General features: G+C 63.7%; 17 protein-coding genes and 1 pseudogene. 8 read left to right on the forward strand and 10 right to left on the reverse strand.

What is annotated here, in order from left to right; all coding sequences use genetic code 11:
* Positions 1-34: 34 nt before the first annotated feature.
* A pseudogene (gene larB, locus GQS65_RS07965) lies at positions 35-804 on the reverse strand (nickel pincer cofactor biosynthesis protein LarB).
* 185 nt (positions 805-989) lie between these two features.
* Between larB and GQS65_RS07970 the strand changes: the two are divergent.
* Positions 990-1,157 carry a DUF1931 domain-containing protein gene (locus tag GQS65_RS07970; protein ID WP_158204106.1) on the forward strand — a complete coding sequence of 56 codons (168 nt, stop codon included), beginning with the start codon at positions 990-992 and terminating at the stop codon, positions 1,155-1,157.
* A 72-nt stretch (positions 1,158-1,229) separates the two neighbouring features.
* Here the strand turns inward: GQS65_RS07970 and rpiA are convergent, their stop codons facing one another.
* A complete protein-coding gene (rpiA, locus tag GQS65_RS07975) occupies positions 1,230-1,916 on the reverse strand; it encodes a ribose-5-phosphate isomerase RpiA (protein WP_158204107.1) in 687 nt (228 codons plus the stop codon).
* On the reverse strand, positions 1,913-2,143 hold the full coding sequence (locus GQS65_RS07980) for a hypothetical protein (protein WP_158204108.1): 231 nt from the start codon (positions 2,141-2,143) through the stop codon (positions 1,913-1,915). The genes rpiA and GQS65_RS07980 overlap by 4 nt, the downstream gene beginning before the upstream one ends.
* Before the next feature lie 54 nt (positions 2,144-2,197).
* Between GQS65_RS07980 and glmM the strand changes: the two genes are divergently transcribed.
* Positions 2,198-3,493: a phosphoglucosamine mutase gene (gene glmM, locus GQS65_RS07985; protein ID WP_158204109.1), complete on the forward strand. Its 1,296-nt coding sequence runs from the start codon at positions 2,198-2,200 to the stop codon at positions 3,491-3,493.
* A 5-nt stretch (positions 3,494-3,498) separates the two neighbouring features.
* On the opposite strand, the gene GQS65_RS22285 is transcribed toward glmM, so the two are convergent.
* Positions 3,499-3,657 (reverse strand): DUF7563 family protein, encoded by a 159-nt coding sequence (locus tag GQS65_RS22285; protein WP_449271790.1) that lies wholly within the window; start codon positions 3,655-3,657, stop codon positions 3,499-3,501.
* Positions 3,658-3,884: 227 nt separating this feature from the next.
* On the opposite strand from GQS65_RS22285, the gene GQS65_RS07990 reads away from it, so the two are divergent.
* Complete coding sequence (locus GQS65_RS07990; protein ID WP_158204110.1) at positions 3,885-4,766, forward strand: ketopantoate reductase family protein; 882 nt, start codon at positions 3,885-3,887, stop codon at positions 4,764-4,766.
* 260 nt (positions 4,767-5,026) lie between these two features.
* On the opposite strand, the gene GQS65_RS07995 is transcribed toward GQS65_RS07990, so the two are convergent.
* Together GQS65_RS07995 and GQS65_RS08000 are read right to left on the reverse strand one after the other, a co-directional pair.
* Complete coding sequence (locus GQS65_RS07995) at positions 5,027-5,392, reverse strand: NifU family protein (protein WP_158204111.1); 366 nt, start codon at positions 5,390-5,392, stop codon at positions 5,027-5,029.
* A gap of 42 nt (positions 5,393-5,434) precedes the next feature.
* Entirely contained in the window at positions 5,435-5,770 is a 336-nt protein-coding gene (locus tag GQS65_RS08000) for a DUF5783 family protein (protein ID WP_158204112.1), read from the reverse strand.
* Between the two features lie 180 nt (positions 5,771-5,950).
* On the opposite strand from GQS65_RS08000, the gene GQS65_RS08005 reads away from it, so the two are divergent.
* The 4 genes from GQS65_RS08005 (at position 5,951) to GQS65_RS08020 (ending at position 11,272) form a co-directional block, all read left to right on the forward strand.
* Positions 5,951-7,354: a sugar transferase gene (locus GQS65_RS08005; RefSeq protein ID WP_158204113.1), complete on the forward strand. Its 1,404-nt coding sequence runs from the start codon at positions 5,951-5,953 to the stop codon at positions 7,352-7,354.
* A gap of 167 nt (positions 7,355-7,521) precedes the next feature.
* Positions 7,522-8,619, forward strand: coding sequence for a glycosyltransferase family 4 protein (locus tag GQS65_RS08010; RefSeq protein ID WP_158204114.1), 1,098 nt, complete (start codon positions 7,522-7,524; stop codon positions 8,617-8,619).
* Between the two features lie 145 nt (positions 8,620-8,764).
* Positions 8,765-9,934, forward strand: coding sequence for a glycosyltransferase (locus GQS65_RS08015; RefSeq protein WP_158204115.1), 1,170 nt, complete (start codon positions 8,765-8,767; stop codon positions 9,932-9,934).
* Positions 9,935-9,943: 9 nt separating this feature from the next.
* Positions 9,944-11,272: a sulfatase gene (locus GQS65_RS08020; RefSeq protein ID WP_158204116.1), complete on the forward strand. Its 1,329-nt coding sequence runs from the start codon at positions 9,944-9,946 to the stop codon at positions 11,270-11,272.
* Positions 11,273-11,278: 6 nt separating this feature from the next.
* Here GQS65_RS08020 and GQS65_RS08025 read toward each other — a convergent pair whose 3' ends face one another.
* Positions 11,279-12,076 (reverse strand): glycosyltransferase family 2 protein, encoded by a 798-nt coding sequence (locus tag GQS65_RS08025; RefSeq protein ID WP_158204117.1) that lies wholly within the window; start codon positions 12,074-12,076, stop codon positions 11,279-11,281.
* 94 nt (positions 12,077-12,170) lie between these two features.
* On the opposite strand from GQS65_RS08025, the gene GQS65_RS08030 reads away from it, so the two are divergent.
* A complete protein-coding gene (locus GQS65_RS08030) occupies positions 12,171-13,118 on the forward strand; it encodes a hypothetical protein (RefSeq protein WP_158204118.1) in 948 nt (315 codons plus the stop codon).
* Here the strand turns inward: GQS65_RS08030 and GQS65_RS22115 are convergent.
* From GQS65_RS22115 to GQS65_RS08045, 3 genes are all read right to left on the reverse strand, one after another.
* The gene (locus GQS65_RS22115; protein WP_158204119.1) at positions 13,081-14,670 is read right to left on the reverse strand and encodes an O-antigen ligase family protein; all 1,590 of its coding nucleotides are present in this window, start codon (positions 14,668-14,670) and stop codon (positions 13,081-13,083) included. The two genes, GQS65_RS08030 and GQS65_RS22115, sit on opposite strands and share 38 nt — an antisense overlap.
* A gap of 201 nt (positions 14,671-14,871) precedes the next feature.
* Complete coding sequence (locus GQS65_RS08040; RefSeq protein ID WP_158204120.1) at positions 14,872-16,347, reverse strand: flippase; 1,476 nt, start codon at positions 16,345-16,347, stop codon at positions 14,872-14,874.
* Between the two features lie 84 nt (positions 16,348-16,431).
* Positions 16,432-17,418, reverse strand: coding sequence for an SDR family oxidoreductase (locus GQS65_RS08045; protein WP_158204121.1), 987 nt, complete (start codon positions 17,416-17,418; stop codon positions 16,432-16,434).
* Positions 17,419-17,567: the final 149 nt, after the last annotated feature.

Here is a 17,567-nt window from a genome sequence, read left to right on the forward strand (position 1 = left end):
TTGTATTCAGTTGACTTTTCGGCGACAAGAATGGTCAGTCATCGGTCCGGGCCGCGTCGAGTCGGCGGGCGATCAGCCCCGCCTGTACCCCCGCTGCGTAGCCGGCGTCGACGTTGACGACGGTGACCGGCGCACACGACTGGAGCATCCCCGAGAGTGCTGCCTCTCCGTCACCGCCGTGGCCGTACCCCGAGGCGACCGGCAGTGCGATGAGCGGGAGGTCCACCAACCCCGCGAGCACCGTCGGGAGCGCCCCTTCGCGGCCGGCGGCGACGACCAGCACGTCGAACTCCCGGAGGTCGTCGAGCACGTCGAGCAACCGGTGGAGGCCCGCGACCCCCACGTCCGAGACGCGGTGGACCCGCACGCCCATCTCTTCGAGCGTCACGGCCGCCTCGCCGGCGACGGCGCGTCCGCGGTCCCAGCCGCGACGACTCCCACGTCGGCGTCCAGGGCGGGGCGCTCGAACGCCGGCGCGTGGGCGACGAGCGTCCGGGCGCGTCGGTCGTCGCAGACCGACGCATCGGGGTGCGTCTCGTCGATGTGAGCCCGAATCGCGTCGGCGCTGGCCGAGTCGACGCGGGTACACAGCGCCCGACCGGTCGTCTCGACGGCCGTGGCGGCGAGGTCGGCGGCCTCGGTCGGCGTCTTCCCGTCGACGAGAATCGCCTCGGGGACACCGGTCCGTCGCTCACGGGCCGCGTCGAACCGACCCGAGTCGGTGGTCGCGTACCCGCGCAGTCGTGCTTCCGCTTGGGCCGCCGACAGGTCTCCCGCGGCGACCGCGTCGAGGATGTCACGCATACCACCGCCTGCGCGCGCGAGAGCAACGAACCCGTCGAATTCGACTCTCGGCCACAAGAAATATCGTACTTCACATGCGAATCAGTTTCTATCATTTCTATCGAACCTGTACAAAGCGGGGAGCACCGGCGAGAGGCCCCATATTTGGGAAAGTTTATAACGGACCTCCGAGAACGGCCGACTGCATGGCAGACCTAATCGTCAAAGCGGCCGTCAAGGATGCGCTCGATGAGATGAACGTGGCGTCGGACTTCTACGACGCACTCGACGAGGAAGTGCAGGAGCTGCTCGACGACGCAGCCCGACGCGCCTCCGAGAACGACCGCAAGACGGTCCAGCCCCGCGACCTGTAAGTCGGTTCACGGACCAGCTTTCTCCATTTATTCCGCCGCCCAGAGCCATCGCCGTCCCGGACGACGCGACGGTCAGTACCGCTCGACGGTGACCTCCTCGTCGGCCCCGCCCACGTAGACGGCGTCGGCGAGGCCGACGAACAGGCCGTGTTCGACACAGCCCGGAACCGCCGACAGTCCTCCGGCGAGGTCCGTGGGGCTGTCGACGGCCCCGAACGCGCAGTCGAGCACGACGTTGCCGTTGTCGGTGACGACGGGGCCGTCCTTCCGCGTCGCCACCCGAAGCGTCGGGTCCCCGCCGAGGTCACGAACCGCCGCCTCGACGGTCGGGGCAGCGTCCGGGAGTACCTCGACGGGAACCGGGTGGTCGAGTCGGGCGGCGCGTTTCGACTCGTCGGCGACGACGAGAAGGCGGTCGGCGCTCGCGTCGACCACCTTCTCGCGGGCGTGGGCCGCACCGCCTCCCTTGACCAGGTCGCCCGCCGCGAACTGGTCGGCCCCGTCGATTGCGACGTCCGGTGTCGCGTCGTCGAGCGTCGTCAGCGGGATACCCACCTCGCGTGCGAGCGACCGCGACTGGTACGAGGTGGGGATGCCACGAACGTCCAGGCCGGCGTCGACCGCACGGCCCAGTTCGCGGATAGCGTACGCCGTCGTGCTCCCGGTGCCGAGGCCGACGACCATGCCGTCGACTACCTCCTTCGTGGCCGCCTCGGCGGCCCGCCGCTTGGCCGCCTCACTCCCGTCGGTCGACTTCATACCGGCCGTTCTCGCGGTCCGAGCAAAAAGACACCCGCTCGACCGTCGTCGGCCCACGACTGGGCGACGCGCTCGCTCGGGCGTTCGCCCGCGAGGGCTGGCAGGTCGGTCTCCTCGCTCGGACGACCGACCACACCGACCCGCTCGCGGCGACCATCGACGCCGAGACGCCCGGCGACGCCCTCGCCGACCGGTTCGTTCGACTCCTCGACGGCCCCGCCGGTCACCGAACTCGACGTTCGGGCGCAGTAGCTATGTAGCGCCCTCGTGTCCCCTCGGACATGTTCGGAACAAGTGGCATCCGCGGCCCCGTGGGGGAGGTGGTGACCGCCGACCTCGCGCTCACGGTCGGGCGGGCGGTGGGTGTCGAGACGGACCGCGTCGTCGTCGGGCGCGACCCGCGTGCCAGCGGGCGACTGCTCGTCGACGCACTGACCGCCGGCCTGCGTGAACTGGGCACCGACGTCGTCGACCTGGGCGAAGCGTCGACCCCCACCGTCGCACGGGCCGTCGCGTGGGAGGACTGCGACGCCGGCGTCTCCGTGACGGCGAGTCACAACCCGGCCGAGGACAACGGTATCAAACTCTGGCAACCCAGCGGACAGGCCTACGACGAGGCGGGACGCGAACGTATCGAGGACCGTATCCGGACGCGCGAGTTCGACCTCGAAGCGTGGGACGGCCTCGGCGAGCGGACTCGCTCGGACGCCGACGAGCGTCACGTCGCCGCGCTCGTCGACAGCGTCAGCGTCGAGGGAATTCCGGAGGTCGTCGTCGACCTCGGGAACGGCGCGGGCACGGTGAGCGTCGAAGCCCTCCAGCGTCTCGGCTGTCACGTCGAGACGCTCAACGGCCAACCGGACGGCCGGTTCCCCGGCCGTCCCAGCGAACCGAACGCCGAGACGCTCACCTCGCTGTGTGAACTCGTCGGTGCGGGCGACGCGAGCCTCGGCATCGCCCACGACGGCGACGCCGACCGGATGATGGCCGTCGACGAACACGGCGAGTTCGTCCCGAAAGACGCCCTGCTCGCCATCCTCGCCGCCGAGTCGACCGAGGCGGGCGAACGAGTCGCGGTCCCCGTCGACACCAGCCTCGCGGTGACGGACTTCCTCGCCGAGCGTGACGTCGCGGTCGAACACACCCCCGTCGGCGACGTCTACGTCGCCGAGGCGCTCGGCGGGGACGTCACCTTCGGGGGCGAACCGTCGGGAGCGTGGATCTGGCCCGACCAGACGCTCTGTCCGGACGGTCCGCTCGCGGCCTGTCGTCTCGTCGAACTGGCCGCCGACCGACCGCTCTCGGACCGTATCGCCGAGGTGCCGGACTACCCGATTCGCCGGGCGAACGTCGAGGTGGCGGACAAGGAGGCCGTGATGGCCGCCGTCGTCGAACAGGCGACCGAGCAGTACGACGAGCGCGACATCTCGACCATCGACGGGGTGCGCGTCGACCGAGGCGACGCGTGGTTCCTCGTCCGGGCCAGCGGGACCCAACCGCTGGTCCGAGTCACGGCCGAAGCGAGGGACGCAGACAGGGCAGAAACAGTACTCGCGGAAGCGCGGTCGCTACTGTAAGTCGGTTAGATACGACGCGTCGAGCGTGCCTCGCGGACGCTCGCACCATCACGAATCTTGTCCTCGCAGTTCGGACAGACTCGGGGACTCTCCACGTTATCCGGTGTAAAGACCCGTGCGTACGCCACCGTGACGAAGGAACCGCAGTTCTGGCATTCAGGCATACGCTCAGAAGCTACAGTTTCATAGACTATAATGGTGACCTTCCCAGCAACCTCGAAACGGCCGCTGACAGGACTTTTCGGCATTTTCGACGGTCAGAAAGCGATAGTTGTTCACACGACTGATGTGAACGTTACCACGGTGAGAGTCACCACGTAGCACTGTCGGTCGTCGTCCGTGGCGGTCGACCGGACGGAACACTCAGGTGGACGCTCGACGGAGACGACGTATGGACGTGGTCGTCGTCGGGGCGGGCAGTCTCGGGAGCCTGCTGGGGGGGTTGCTCGCACGCGCTCACGACGTGACGCTGGTCGGCCGAGCGCCACACGTCGAGCGCGTCCGCGAACGCGGCCTCCGCGTGACGGGTACCGTCGAGACGACCGTCTTCCCGGACGCTCGAACCGCCGTCCCCGCGAGCGCGGACCTCGCGCTCGTCACCGTCAAGGCCTACGACACCGGAGCGGCCGCCGCCGCACTCGCCGAGACGGCCCTCGACGCTGTGTGTTCGCTCCAGAACGGCCTCGGGAACGAGCGAACGCTCGCCGACGCCCTCGACGCGGCGGTGCTCGCCGGCACCTGTACCTACGGTGCTCGACTCGTCGCTCCCGGCGAGGTGGCCTGCACCGGCGTCGGGGAGGTCGTCCTCGGCGCACGCGAGGGCGGCCCCTCCGAGACCGCCGACCGCGTCGGCCGGGCGTTCGCCGACGCGGACCTCGTCACCAGTGTCGCCGAGGACATGCCGCGGCGACTCTGGGAGAAACTCGCGGTCAACGCGGGCATCAACGCGCCGACCGCACTCGCTCGCATCCACAACGGGGCGCTCCTCGACGACGAGGCCGGGACCGTGATGCGAACCGCCACGCGGGAAGTCGCGGCCGCCGCCCGCAGCGAAGGGTTCGACCTGAGCGACGACACCGCGGTTCGGGCCGTCGAGTCGGTCGCCAGCGCCACCGCCGACAACCGTTCGTCGATGCTGCAGGACGTCGAGAAGAGTCGCCGCACCGAAGTCGACAGCATCAACGGCGTCGTGGCGGGGCCGGACGCCCCGGTGAATTCGACGTTGACTGCGTTACTCCGTGCGTGGGAACGCGAACAGGGGTTGCGGGAGTAACGAAGGGTGTGGAGCGGTGCTGTGCGGTAGGTTCGTGTGTTGTACCGCGAGTGAGTGGCAGCGAACGAGCGGGGTGACGAGCGAACGGAGCCACGGCTTGCCGTGGCGAAGTGAGTGAGTGAGGAATCCTTTTGTCGCCAGACATCTCCGATCACTGGCTGCTAACCGAAAGCCTCCGGCTTTCGGTGATGGTCCAGCTTTTGCCCTCCGGAGGTGAGTGACCAGAGGGAACGAACCCCCGGTCGGGTACAGAAGGTGGTTTAGAAGGGTGCGGCCGGGCCTTCGTCGTCGTCGGAGTCGATGTCGCCACCGCGGGACTCGCCGGGGAACGACGGGGACATGCCGTCGCCGCCGCCGTGCCCAGCGGCCATGCCGGTGTCGGCGTGGACCTGCGTGATCTCGGGAATCTCCTTCGTCATGCGGGACTTGATGGCCTGGATGGTCATCGGCGAGATGCCACAACCCGAGCAGGCACCGCCGAGACGCAGCGACACCGAACCGTCCTCCACGTCGAGGTTGGTGATGGCGGCGCTCCCACCGTGCATCTGAATCTGCGGGAAGTTGCGACGGAGGAAGTTGGTCACGTCTTCGCGGAGTTCGTCCTCCGAACGCGCTTCGGTGCTCATAGACGACGGTAGCGGACGAGGACGCTTAGATGTTGTGTGTACTCACTCGGTTCGTGGCTCGGCGGGGAGGTCGAACACCCCTCGAAGCTGGCGTTTCAACTCCTCGACGTAGCGTTCCACGACGGCGTCGAACCGGTCGCGCTCGACCTCGACACCCTGGAGGCGCTCGTAGGCGTTCTCCGGGAGATCGATGCGGAACCCGCCGTCCTCGTAGACCGGTTCGCTCTCGTTGAGCACCATCTGGTCGATGCCGTGGATCAGCCCGGAGTCGTACTCGCTGTTCATGACGTCGAACGCCTGCTTGTACGCCTGCTGGAGTTCGGTGAAGTGCTCGACGTACTTCTCCTCCTCGAAGGTCTCGGGGTCGAAACCGGCCATACCCGACTCTCACGGTCCCACGGTAAAAGCCGGGCGGTCGCTGGCGCGTCACCCAGCGACGGTCGAGGGGCGACGGCCGAGTGGTCGAACGGGCGGACAGTAACGATTGTGAACACGAGCCACCCCCTCGCCGGATGGTGATTCCGAACCCTTAATTTCATCCGAGTATCAGCACGGACGATGACCGACTCCGTCCGGCACCGACTGATGGGCGTCGGCGGCGTCTTCGCCCTCACGGCGCTGGCGGTGGTGCTGGTCAACAACCCCGCCGTCCAGTCGTTCGCCACCTCCATCCCCGTCCTCCGCCGTCTCTCGCCGGACCCACCGGGCACCGCCGAGTTCCTCATCGAACTGCTCGTGACGGTCTGTGTCTTCCTCCTCGCGTTCCTCCCGCTCTATCGCCCCCGGCCACGCCGGATTCTGGACGTGCTCGTCCAGAGCGTCGAACGCGTCGTCCTCGCCGGCCTCGTCCTCGCCAGTATCGGCTACTTCGACTACACCTACCGCCTCCCGCGGTTCACCCTCCTCGTCGTCGTTCCGTTCCTCGGCGTCGCACTCCCCCTCTGGTTCGTCTGGATTCGCCGCCGCCCCGCTCGCGGGACGAACCGCGCCGTCGTCATCGGCGACGACCCGCGCGGCATCGAACGCGACATCGAGGAGTCGGACGTCCCCCTGCTCGGCTACCTCTGCCCGTCGAGTCGCTTCCGGTCCGAAGGCGAGTCAGTCCAGGCGCTCGCCGACGGGGGCGTCAGCGCCGACGGTCTGGAGCGACTCGGTGGGCTGTCGCGCATCGAGGACGTGCTCGTCTCCTACGACGTCGATACGGCCGTGCTGGCGTTCGAGCAGGCCGACCGCGCGGAGTTCTTCGGCGCACTCGACGCCTGCCATCGGAACGGCGTGGACGCGAAGGTGCATCGGGAGCACGCCGACTCGGTACTGACCAGCGAGGACCCGGCCGGGCCGCTCGTCAACGTGGAGGTCGAACCGTGGGACGTCGAGGACTACCTGCTCAAGCGCACGTTCGACGTGGCGTTCTCGCTGGTCGGGCTGGTGGTGCTCGCTCCGGTCATCTGTCTCATCGCGCTCGCGGTGAAACTCGACGACGGCGGGCCGGTGCTCTACCGCCAAGCGCGGACGGCGGTGTTCGGCGACACCTTCGACGTGTACAAGTTCCGGACGATGACTCCAGCAGGGGAGTCGGAGACGCCGGTCGAGGACGCCGAGAACGACCGAATCACCGACGTGGGACGCTGGCTCCGCAGGACGCACCTCGACGAGGTGCCACAGTTGTGGTCGATTCTGAAGGGTGACATGAGCGTCGTCGGCCCCCGTGCGGTGTGGACCGCCGAAGAGGACATCCTCGAAGCTGAATCCGAGACGTGGCGCAAGCGCTGGTTCATCAAGCCGGGGCTAACCGGGTTGGCACAGATTCACGACGCCAAGAGCACCGACCCGACGGCGAAACACTACCACGACATGCGGTACGTCGCCGAACAGTCGTTCTGGCTGGACGTGAAGATCATCACAAGGCAGGTGTGGGGGGTGTGTGAGGACGTCTGGGGGATGCTGTTCACCCGGCAGTGAGTAAACCGTTCGACTCGCTCCGTCGGTCGGGGCGGTCGTACTCCCTCCGACGTTTCGGTACTCGGACCGTCGCGGCCACCCTCTCCTCGACATCGGTCGCTCATCGCACGCACCTCTCGTCGAGTGCGACCAGTATCTTCTTCATGAGTCTCCGGAAATCACCGTGTATGAGGGTCCTGAGAGTCGCGCAGAAGCTCTATCCAGAAGTCCCCGGTGGTGGTCCGTACCACGTTCACGCGATGTCTCGTGACCAGGCCGCGATGGGCCACGACGTGACCGTTCTCACGGTGTCCGACGACGAACGATTGCCGACGCGAGAAGAGCGAGACGGATACACGGTGGTCCGACGTCCATCCTCGGTCGAGATGCTGGGTAACGAGGTTTCCGCGGGTGTCGCTCGCTTCCTTCGTCGCGCGGAACGGTTCGACGTCGTCCACGCCCACTCACACCTGTACTTCTCGACGAATCTCGCGGCGCTCTCACGGCGAGTCGGCGACGTTCCACTGGCCATTACGAACCACGGGCTGTACAGCCAGAACGCTCCCGAGTGGCTGTTCGACCTCTATCTACGTACCGTGGGTCGGTGGACGTTCAATCAGGCAGATATCGTGTTCTGCTACACTGACGAAGACGAAGAGCGGGTCCGAAAGTTCGGTGTAGACTCACCAATCGAAGTCGTCGCCAACGGCGTCGATACGGCCCGATTCACACCCGAAGGGCCGACGAGTGACCGCATCGACCACGACGGTCCGGTCGTACTGTTCGTGGGTCGGCTGGTCGAGGGGAAACGACCACAGGACGCGGTGCGTGCAGTGGAGCAACTCCGTGAGACTCGACCCGATTCGGAACTGTATCTCTGCGGGGAGGGGCCGCTGCAAGAGGAGTTAGCGGCACTCGCTGCAGAAATCGGTGTCAATGATGCGACTCATTTTCTGGGACACCTAGCCTACGACGAGATGGCGAGCGTGTATCGGGCGGGAGATGTCCTGATACTGCCGAGTCGAGCAGAGGGGATGCCGCGCACTGTTATCGAGGCGATGGCCTCGGGCGTACCGGTGGTGGCCAGTGACCTGAAGCAGGTCACCCCAGTCGTCGAACATGCTGGCGAAGCTGTCCCAATCGGAGATATCGAAGGATTCAGCACCGCGCTCAACGCGACACTCGGTGAAGCGCACGGTCCACGAGCAGTTGCCAAGGAGGGATTCGACTGGACAGAAACCGTCGAGCAGACGACGGTCGCGTTGGAGAACCTCTGCTTTCGGTAGGTTCCCTCACCAGGGACACCCCATGCTACCTCGTCGTCGTGAGAGCAAATAAGACAGAACTGTTTTCCCACCGACTTGCCAACCCGGACTATGTCCAGTAGCAGTGCATTTGACGAGACGACGGCCGCAGGCACTCACGGCTGAGATGGACGACATCGTGTTCGCAGCCGGCTACTACGACGCGTTCACCGGCTCTCAACAGTCGATGTATCCGCTTTTAGTCGAGACAACTGCCTTCGATTCGACACTCCTGCTTCCTGAGTGGGGGGAGTGTGCGGAAGTCTTCGACGCTGCGGGGGTGACGGTAGACGTACTCAGATATCCCGAGCGACTGGATAAGTTCGGTGGTCAACTGCTTGCTGGCGGCGTCGGTGAGAAAGGAGTGACAGGCATTTGGTTGCTCAGCTATTATTTGGATGTCGTTCGGTACTTTCGGTCGAACTCGTTCGACGCACTCTACTGCAACGACGTGCGTTCGCTGCTCCTGTTCGCACCGCCCGCGAAGGTGCTTGGGATACCAATTATCTGGTACGTCCGTATCGACACACCTATCGACAGAATCGACCACGTCGGCGTCCGACTGGCAGACCACATCCTGACCATCTCAGATGGGGTCCGGGAGCGATTCACTGACGAGGAACTCAGCACGTACGGGTCGAAGTTCACGACACTCTACACGGGTGTCGACCTCGAACGGTTCACGCCTATCGAGGAGGACGAACAGCATAAGACTGAGACGAACGAGAGCGTCACGTTCGTCGAAGTGGCGTCTATCCAGTCTCGGAAGGGTCAGCGCGAACTCGTCGAAGCGCTCGAACCGGTGTTGCGAGCGAACGAACACGCACGCCTCGTCTTCGCTGGAGACCATGCCGAGGGAGAAGCCGCGTACCGACGCGACGTCAAACGACACGTCTCAGAGGCTGGTATCGACGACAGCGTCGAGTTTCTGGGCTGGGTCGACGACGTTCCGAGTGTGCTCCGGGAGGCAGACGTGTTCGTCCTCCCTTCGGAGAACGAAGGCTTTCCCCGTAGCATCCTCGAAGCGTTCGCGGCCGGTCTGCCGGTCGTCGCGACTGATGCTGGTGGAACCGACGAACTCGTCACCGATGGTACGAACGGCTTCGTGGTCCCGGTTGGCGACACGGAGGCGCTCAGGGCGCGACTCATGAAACTAGCGGAGGATGCGGCATTACGCGACGAGATGGGCGCGGCAGGCCGCCGAACTGTCGAGCGAGAGTTCAGCATGATGCGATACACCGAGATGTTCGAGCAGTTCGTCTGCCGTCACGTGTTCAACAACGAGAGGAAAGCGTAAACCACAATCATGACCCCAATACGAAACCCGAACAACGTGCTTGTTCTCACTGTGGACTGCCTCCGAGCAGACATCTCCCAAACGATGCAGTGGGATTCGTTCTTGGAGCCGTTCGACACTATTGAGTTCACAGACTGCATCGCGACCGGGTCCGGAACGTCGACTTCGTTTCCAGGTATCCTGACGAGTACCTACCCACTGGAGTTCGACGGCTACGGTTCGGTGGGCAGTGATCGAACGACGCTCGCGGGACTGTTCTCCTCGAACGGGTTCGCCACAGGAGGGTTCCACTCGAACCCACTCATCGGCGAGGATTTCGGGTACGGAGATGGGTTCGACGAATTTTACGACTCCGTCGGTGGGAAGCGGCGGCTCAACAGCGTCCTTCGACGAGCGCTACCGAAACCACTCCACGAGTTCATCAAGAAGGCCTACTTCAAGAGCACAGACTACAACGACCTGCCCTACGAACGTGCCAATGAGGTGAATATCCGCGCGGAGCAATGGATTCGATCCGCCGACAGTCCGTGGTTCTGCTGGATACACTACATGGAACCACATCATCCGTACAAACCCCCTGCAGACTACACGGATGTCGATGAGGCGGTCCAGAACGACCTCTGGATGCGGATGAACGAAGACCCCGAAAGCATCACCGACGAGGAAGTAGACGTGCTTCGTTCGCTGTACGAGGCAGAAATCGAGTATCTATCGACACAGTTGACGAATCTCGTCGATTCGCTCTCGGAAGACGGGCTGTTGGACGACACGCTCATCGTAGTTCTCGCAGATCACGGCGAGGAGTTCCGTGACCACGGTGGACTCGCACACCGACCAGTACTGTACGAAGAACTGGTCCACGTCCCACTCCTCTTTTCAGGTGACGTCGTCGAAGCGGACAGGACCGACGAGCGTCTGGTCTCAACGCTCGATGTCGCAACGACTGTCGCTCATGCGTCCGGAATCAGTCCTGCCGACTCGTACAGAGGGGCTGACTTGCTCTCGGTCGACGAACAGCCTCGCGAGCGGTGCTTCAGTGAACTCTCGCACACATCCGGCGGTGGCGGCGAGGTCGTCGAAGACCAGCTCAAAGTCAGTTGTCGAACGGTAGAATGGTCGTTTATCCACGACCGTCAACAGGGGGATGATTTCCTATTCAACAGGCAGACCGACTTTCGAGAGCAAAACGACGTGAGTAGCGACCACCCCGCCGTGGTAGAGGAGTTCAGAGACGAAGTGCTGGCCCACCTCGATGTGGTGCTCTCCGGAGCTTCGAACCGGCGCGAGGAGGTCGGCGAAGAGGTTGAGGACCGACTCCGCGAACTGGGCTACAGGTAGTCTGGATTAGCGTCGGTCGGTGAGGAGTCGGGTCGTCGAGAGCAGGAGTGCGGCGACCGTCTTCAGTCTCACGTCGAACGCGAGTGACGTCCGAAACGAGTCGACCGCGGCCCGGTACTGGCCATCGAAGTGCCGTCGCCGCCCCTGTCCATAGTGTAACGACCCGTAGAACACATCCAGATGTTGTTCTGTCTGTGGGACCCGTTCGGTGGCTAGTTCGGCAAACTGGACGTTCGAGTCGAAGTGCAGTTTTCTCGATGTCTTGGCCGACAGTCCGCCCTCATGCTTTCGGACGTCGACGAGATTCGGGCAGAAACAGACACCACCCTGTGTCGCTGCCTCAAGCAAGAGCAGGTGGTCCTCACGGCGTGAGAGCGACTCTTCGAACGTCACAGTCACCTGGTCGGTATCGACGAGTATGGAAGAAGTGAGCGAGTCGAGTCGACCGGAGAAGACATCGCGTACGAAGTCTTCGGTCGTCCGTGACGTCCCCTCGACACAGAGCCCTGCACCCGTCGCAGCCATCCGGTCGAGCTGTCGCTCCAACTTATCTGTCGTCCACAGGTCGTCGGCGTCAAGGAAGGCGACATACCGTGTCTCGGCCCTATTTAGTCCCTCATTACGAGCCCACGCGGGACCACGTTGATTCTTGTCGGCGACTGTCACAATGTCGACGGGGATGGTCTGGTTGCGGGCAGACTCCTCCGCCTCTCGGAGCATCGACTTCGGGGTGTGTTCCGGACTGTACGGAATCACGACCGAAACGACCGGGTCCTCGTCTGATCGTGTCTGCGGGGGAGCCATCGCGTTGCCGGAGAGTGCGACGGCGCAGGTATAAGCCACGCGACTCGTCTGGAATCGAAGCGACCAAACAGCACGCTGCTAATCAGACGGACGAATGCTTCCCGACCGGTACTCGCTCGCGAACCTTCGGCGAGCGCTCTCGGACCCGAATCTGCTGCTTCGAGAGCCGAGACGATTCGCCCACTCTCTGTCTTACCGGATTAACGAGTTCTTCTACAGTCGGCAGTCCCGTGAGGAAGTCGTACTCGCCGAGGAGGACTGGGACGTGCTCGTCATCCTCGATGGGTGTCGGTACGACCTCTTCGCGGGTCAGACCGTCGTCGACGGGACGCTCTCGAAGCGCTACTCCTCGGCGAGCGAGAGTTGGGAGTACATGCAGGATAACTTCGTCGGCCGGACGTTCCACGACACGGTCTACATCACGGCAAATCCGCACTGGTACAAACTGGCCGACGACGTGTTCCACGATGTCGTCGATATGCTCGAACTGGACTGGGACGACGACCTCCACACTGTCCACCCCGCCGACGTCGTCGAACGGGCGAAGCGAGTCGACCGAGAGTACCCCGACAAGCGACTCGTCGTCCACTTCATGCAGCCACACTTCCCCTTCATCGGTCCCGCCAGCGAGAATATCTCGCACAAAGGGCTCAGTCGGGAGCTCGGTGTGAACGAAACGGGAGAGATGAACATCTGGCGGAACCTCGAACTGACCGACGACCACGACCCCGCGGCTGTCGTCGAGGCGTACGAGGAGAACCTCGAACTGACGTTGCCGCACGTGAGAGAGTTGTGCGAGTCGATTACCGGTCGCACCGTCGTCACGGCAGACCACGGTAATCTCGTCGGCGAACGCCTGTGGCCCATCCCCATCCGTGGCTACGGCCATCCACGGGACCTTCACGCGCCGGGACTGGTGACCGTTCCGTGGCTCGTTTGTGAGGACGAGCGTCGAGCGGTTCGGAGCGACCCGCCTGAGGCAGTTGAACGGCAAGACGACGGGACTATCGAAGAGCGCCTATCCGCTCTCGGATACGTCTGAATCGAGGACTCGGTTCACACGTCGCCGCGTACTCGCCCGCGATGGCGGCGGCGAACGCCCAAAAGATGGCGTAGACCGTCGACCCGTGATAGAGACTCACCCAGAAGTTGAATGCGTGAAACGTGAGCAGTCCGGCGAGTACCATCATCCACATCTCTCGGTCGGTCCGTTGCTCCAGAGCGAGACGGAGTGTAGCGTAGTACGTGTACCCCACAGCAGACATGAAGAGAACGAACCCAGGAAGGCCGAATTCGACCAAGACCGAGAGGTAGGTGTTGTGCGCAGTCAGTCCGAACTCCAAACCGAGTTCTCTGGTGAGCAACTGGAAATTACCACCACCGAGTCCGAACAGTGGGTACTGCAGGGCGACCTCCAGTGCGGTGAAAGCCAACCACACCCTGATTCCGAGGTTCTCTACGACGAACGATAGAAGCAGTTCGGAGACCCCCGAACCGATCGGTGGCGTCGTCGTCTCCTGACCTCCGGTCGATTCGGTCGGTGACGGCGTCGTTCCCTGACCACCGGTCGGTTCGGTCGGTGACGGTGTTTCTCGGCCGTCCGTCGCCTCTCCGGGCGGTGTCTGCCCGACGGAGGACTCGTCCGGCGGCGTGTCCGCGGAACTGGTCTCTGCTTGGTCTTCCGAGAACCGTCTGAAGTTGAGCAGCAGGAGGCCGCCCAAAACCGAGACGCCGGTGGCCACGAGGGACCCGCTGGGGCCGAGGGGTGTAGCGCGTGCGAACAGTCCGTAGCCGCCAACGAGAACGAGCAACAGCAGGAACGCACCAAGGCCAGAAGCAGTGTCAGCGAGGAGGAGAACGAGTGTCGTCGGGAGGAGTATCAGAAGCCACCAGCGGGCGGTCCCCGTGTACTTATCGGAGAGAACGACTGCCGTGACAGGGGCGAGCAGGAACAGTACCGCCAACAACGAGCGGGAGGTTCCGATGAATCCCCCCGGAAAGAGACCGGTGGCGTAACTGATTCCGAACATCGTCTTACTCGCGATGAGATCACCGGTCTTGTCCCCGAGGACCGTGAACCCGAACGCCGCACCGCGCAGTCCCTCCGCGAGCGCGACGGCAGCGTGGACAGCCAACGGCGGTACGAACGCGAGGACGACATCTTTGAAGCCGTAGATGGTCGTGATTGCGAACACCGCGAGCAGCACCGCGAGCATCCGTACTCGACCGACCGTGAAGAAGACCGCCGCACTCTGAGAGGGACCGTTTCCGACGAGCGCCGATACTGCTGTCCACCCGATGAACCCTGCGAGGAGTAGTGGCAAGAACGTGAGCCGGGTCAGTCGCTGTACCTGCCCGAACGAGTACAGGACTGCGAGTAGTCCCAACGCGGCGACAAGTACCGGGTCGACGAGCAGTAGTTCGAGGTCGTTGCTTCTCGACCCTTCTACGATTGGAACTTCGGCGGAGAACGTCGACAGCACGAACAGTCCCGCGAATATCCCTTCCGGAACGCTGTCCATCCAGACGACGAAGCCGAGATAGCAAACGCCGGTGAGACCGAGTGTCGCCAGAACTGGGACGGAGAGAATCACAGAGAGGACCGGCGAGAGCACACCGACGAGAAGAGAGACGACAAGGGAACAGACCAGCAGTGCTCGCGGGGAAGACGGAGAGAGGGAGTTACGGTTGGAAATCCGAGAGAGCCGACTGACGACGGACATTTGAGTGAAACGAACGAGCACCGACGTAAAAACCCGTTGAGACGTTTCGACGGCGGTCGAGACCGTCGTCGTTCACCCGAGATACTCTCGGGCGAAATCGACGTCATCCGGTTCGACGCCCATCGTTACGAGGAGTCCGAGGTAGACCACCCCACCGAGTGCGCCACCGCCGACGACGAGTGCGAGTCCGTCGAGGAACTGTCGACAGCCGATGACGACGCCACCGGCCACCGCGATCGCGACGAGCGGTTTCACGAAGCGACGGGAGTACGGCACCATCCGTTCGTAGTGCCAGACCTCGACGAGTCGAACGACGTTGAGCGTGCCGAGAATCGCGGCCGTGGCCGCAGCCGCACCGACCATACCGAACTCGACGATGAAGAAGTAGTTCAGAATGAGGTTGAGTACACCGAACGTCGTCTGATTGAGCGAGACGAGATACTGGTGGTCGGTCATCAACAGAAGGTAGCCGCTCGGTCCGACAGCGGCGTTCAACAGCTGGCCGAGCAAGAAGAACGCGAGGACGAGTTCACCCGTCGAGAACCCCGAACCGAACACCGCGAGCACCTCGCTACCGAGGACGATACCGAACACAGCGATGGGAAGCGACGCGGTCAGCCCCCACCGAGTGACCGTGGCATAAATCGACTCCAGTTCGGTTCGTTGGCCCGCTTCGTGGAGTCGGGACGCGACGCTCGGGAAGATACGGTTCAACGCGGACAGCGGAAGGACGACGACCGTCGCCAAGAGGACGGAGACGTTGTAGATACCGACGGCACTCGACGTGAGAAAGTAACCGACCATTAGTACGTCGGCACGGGTGTACAAGAACGACCCAGCGTCTTTGACCGTCAACGGGAGCGAGAACCGCGTGTACTCGACGATATCGCCCCGGGGGACACGACCAAAGACATGGATGTCGGTCTTCTTGCCGAGGAAGGCGAGCCCGATGACCAGTACGAGGAGCGAGGAGATGGCGATGGCAGTGACAGCACCGACAAGTTGGTAGCCGAACTGGAACGCCACAGCGACGGCGAGCAGTCCGACGAGGGGCCGGGCGATCTGCTGGACGAGGACGTCGTACTCCGGAAGGTCGAGCGCGCGGAAGGCACTACTCAACACCTTGAGCAGCGCACGGGCGACGAGTAGACCCGCGAGAATTCGAATCGTCGGGACTAGCGCGGGGTCTTCGAGCGTGTACTGTGTGAGGAGTGGTGCGAAGACCCAGAGCAACGTCGCGGCCGTGAAACTCCCGAAAAGCGAGAGGGCGAGCGCGAAGACGAGGATGCCACGGCGTTCCACATCCGTTTCGAGGGCCGGAAGGTAGCGAAGAACGGCCTTGTCGGATCCGAGGGTGGTGACGGTGATAGCGGCACCGACGACGGTGTTCGCGAACGCGTAGATGCCGTACAGTTCGACGCCGAGTCCGCGAGTGAGAACGAAGTTGAAGAGGAACCGAAGAACGTTGTAGAGCACTTTTCCCGCGGCGAAGAACCCTGCTCCACGGAAGATAGAGCCGAGAGACGAGACCTGCAGACTCCGGTCCATACACCGAGTCGCGTCGTCCTGCATAAAAAGAGCCAGATTCGGGTTGGAGAGCGGCCAAGAAACGACAGTTCACGGGACGCCGGTTCAGGAGTTCAGGACGAGCGGTTCGTACCAGTCACGGTCGTTGCGGTACCACTCGGTGAACTTCCAGACACCCTCCCGGATGGTCGTCGTCGGTTCGTAGCCGATGAGATCATTCGCCTTCGAGATGTCCGCGTGCGTGTGGTCGGCGTCGGCGTCGTGGCGTTCCTCGTACTCCAGCGTCAGGTCGGGGGCCAACTGGTCCCGAATCTCCTCGGCCAGCGTTCTGATTTCGATGTTGTCGGTCGACCCGACGTTGACGGCTTCGCCGTCGGCGGCGTCTTCTGCCAGCAACGTGACGTTCGCTTCGACTACGTCTTCGACGTACGTGAAGTCACGCGTCTGCGTGCCGTCGCCGTACACGACCGGCGATTCTGCGTCGAGACACCGCGAGACGAAGTTCGAGATCGCCATGTTCGGGCGCATTCGTGGGCCGTACACCGTGAAGTAGCGCAGTGCGACCGCCGGCAGGTCGTAGACCTCGCTGTAGGAGCACGCGTACCGTTCGGCCGCCAGTTTCGACGCTCCGTATGGGCTCACGGGCGTCGTCGGATGGTCCTCGTCGTACGGGAGGTACCGTGGCTTGCCGTAGACCGACGACGAGGAGGCGAGGACGACCCGTTCGATGCCCGTATCACGGGCCGCGTCGAGGACGTTCAGCGTTCCGTCGACGTTGACGTCGTCGTACTTCCGGGGGTCCTCGACGCTCGGACGCACGCCTGCCTGCGCGGCCTGATGATAGACGTAGTCGACCTCCTCGACCAGTTCGGCCACGACGTCGGCATCTCGAACGTCCCCCTCGACGAGTCGGTAGGAGCCGTCGCCTCCGGCAGCGCGTTCGCGGCACCTCTCGACAGTGTGCGCTTTGATTCGAGTGTCGTAGAACGGGTCGAAGTTATCCAGCACGACGACGTCGTGTCCATCGATGACGAACCGCTCTGCGAGGTGGCCGCCGATGAACCCCGCACCGCCGGTGACGAGTATTCGCATTTCTGACCTTTTAAAAAGTCGAAGATAAAAGGCTGCTGTATCTGCACCGTCCGACCGAACGGTCCGGGGTGCCGACCAGTGCCCTGTTCGTCTCGTCGGGTTCCGCGAGAAACGAGTACGGGTCCGCCGAGCGTCGTGCGAGCGACACT

Origin of the sequence: Halomarina oriensis (genome assembly GCF_009791395.1) — an archaeon.
Classification (GTDB): domain Archaea; phylum Halobacteriota; class Halobacteria; order Halobacteriales; family Haloarculaceae; genus Halomarina; species Halomarina oriensis.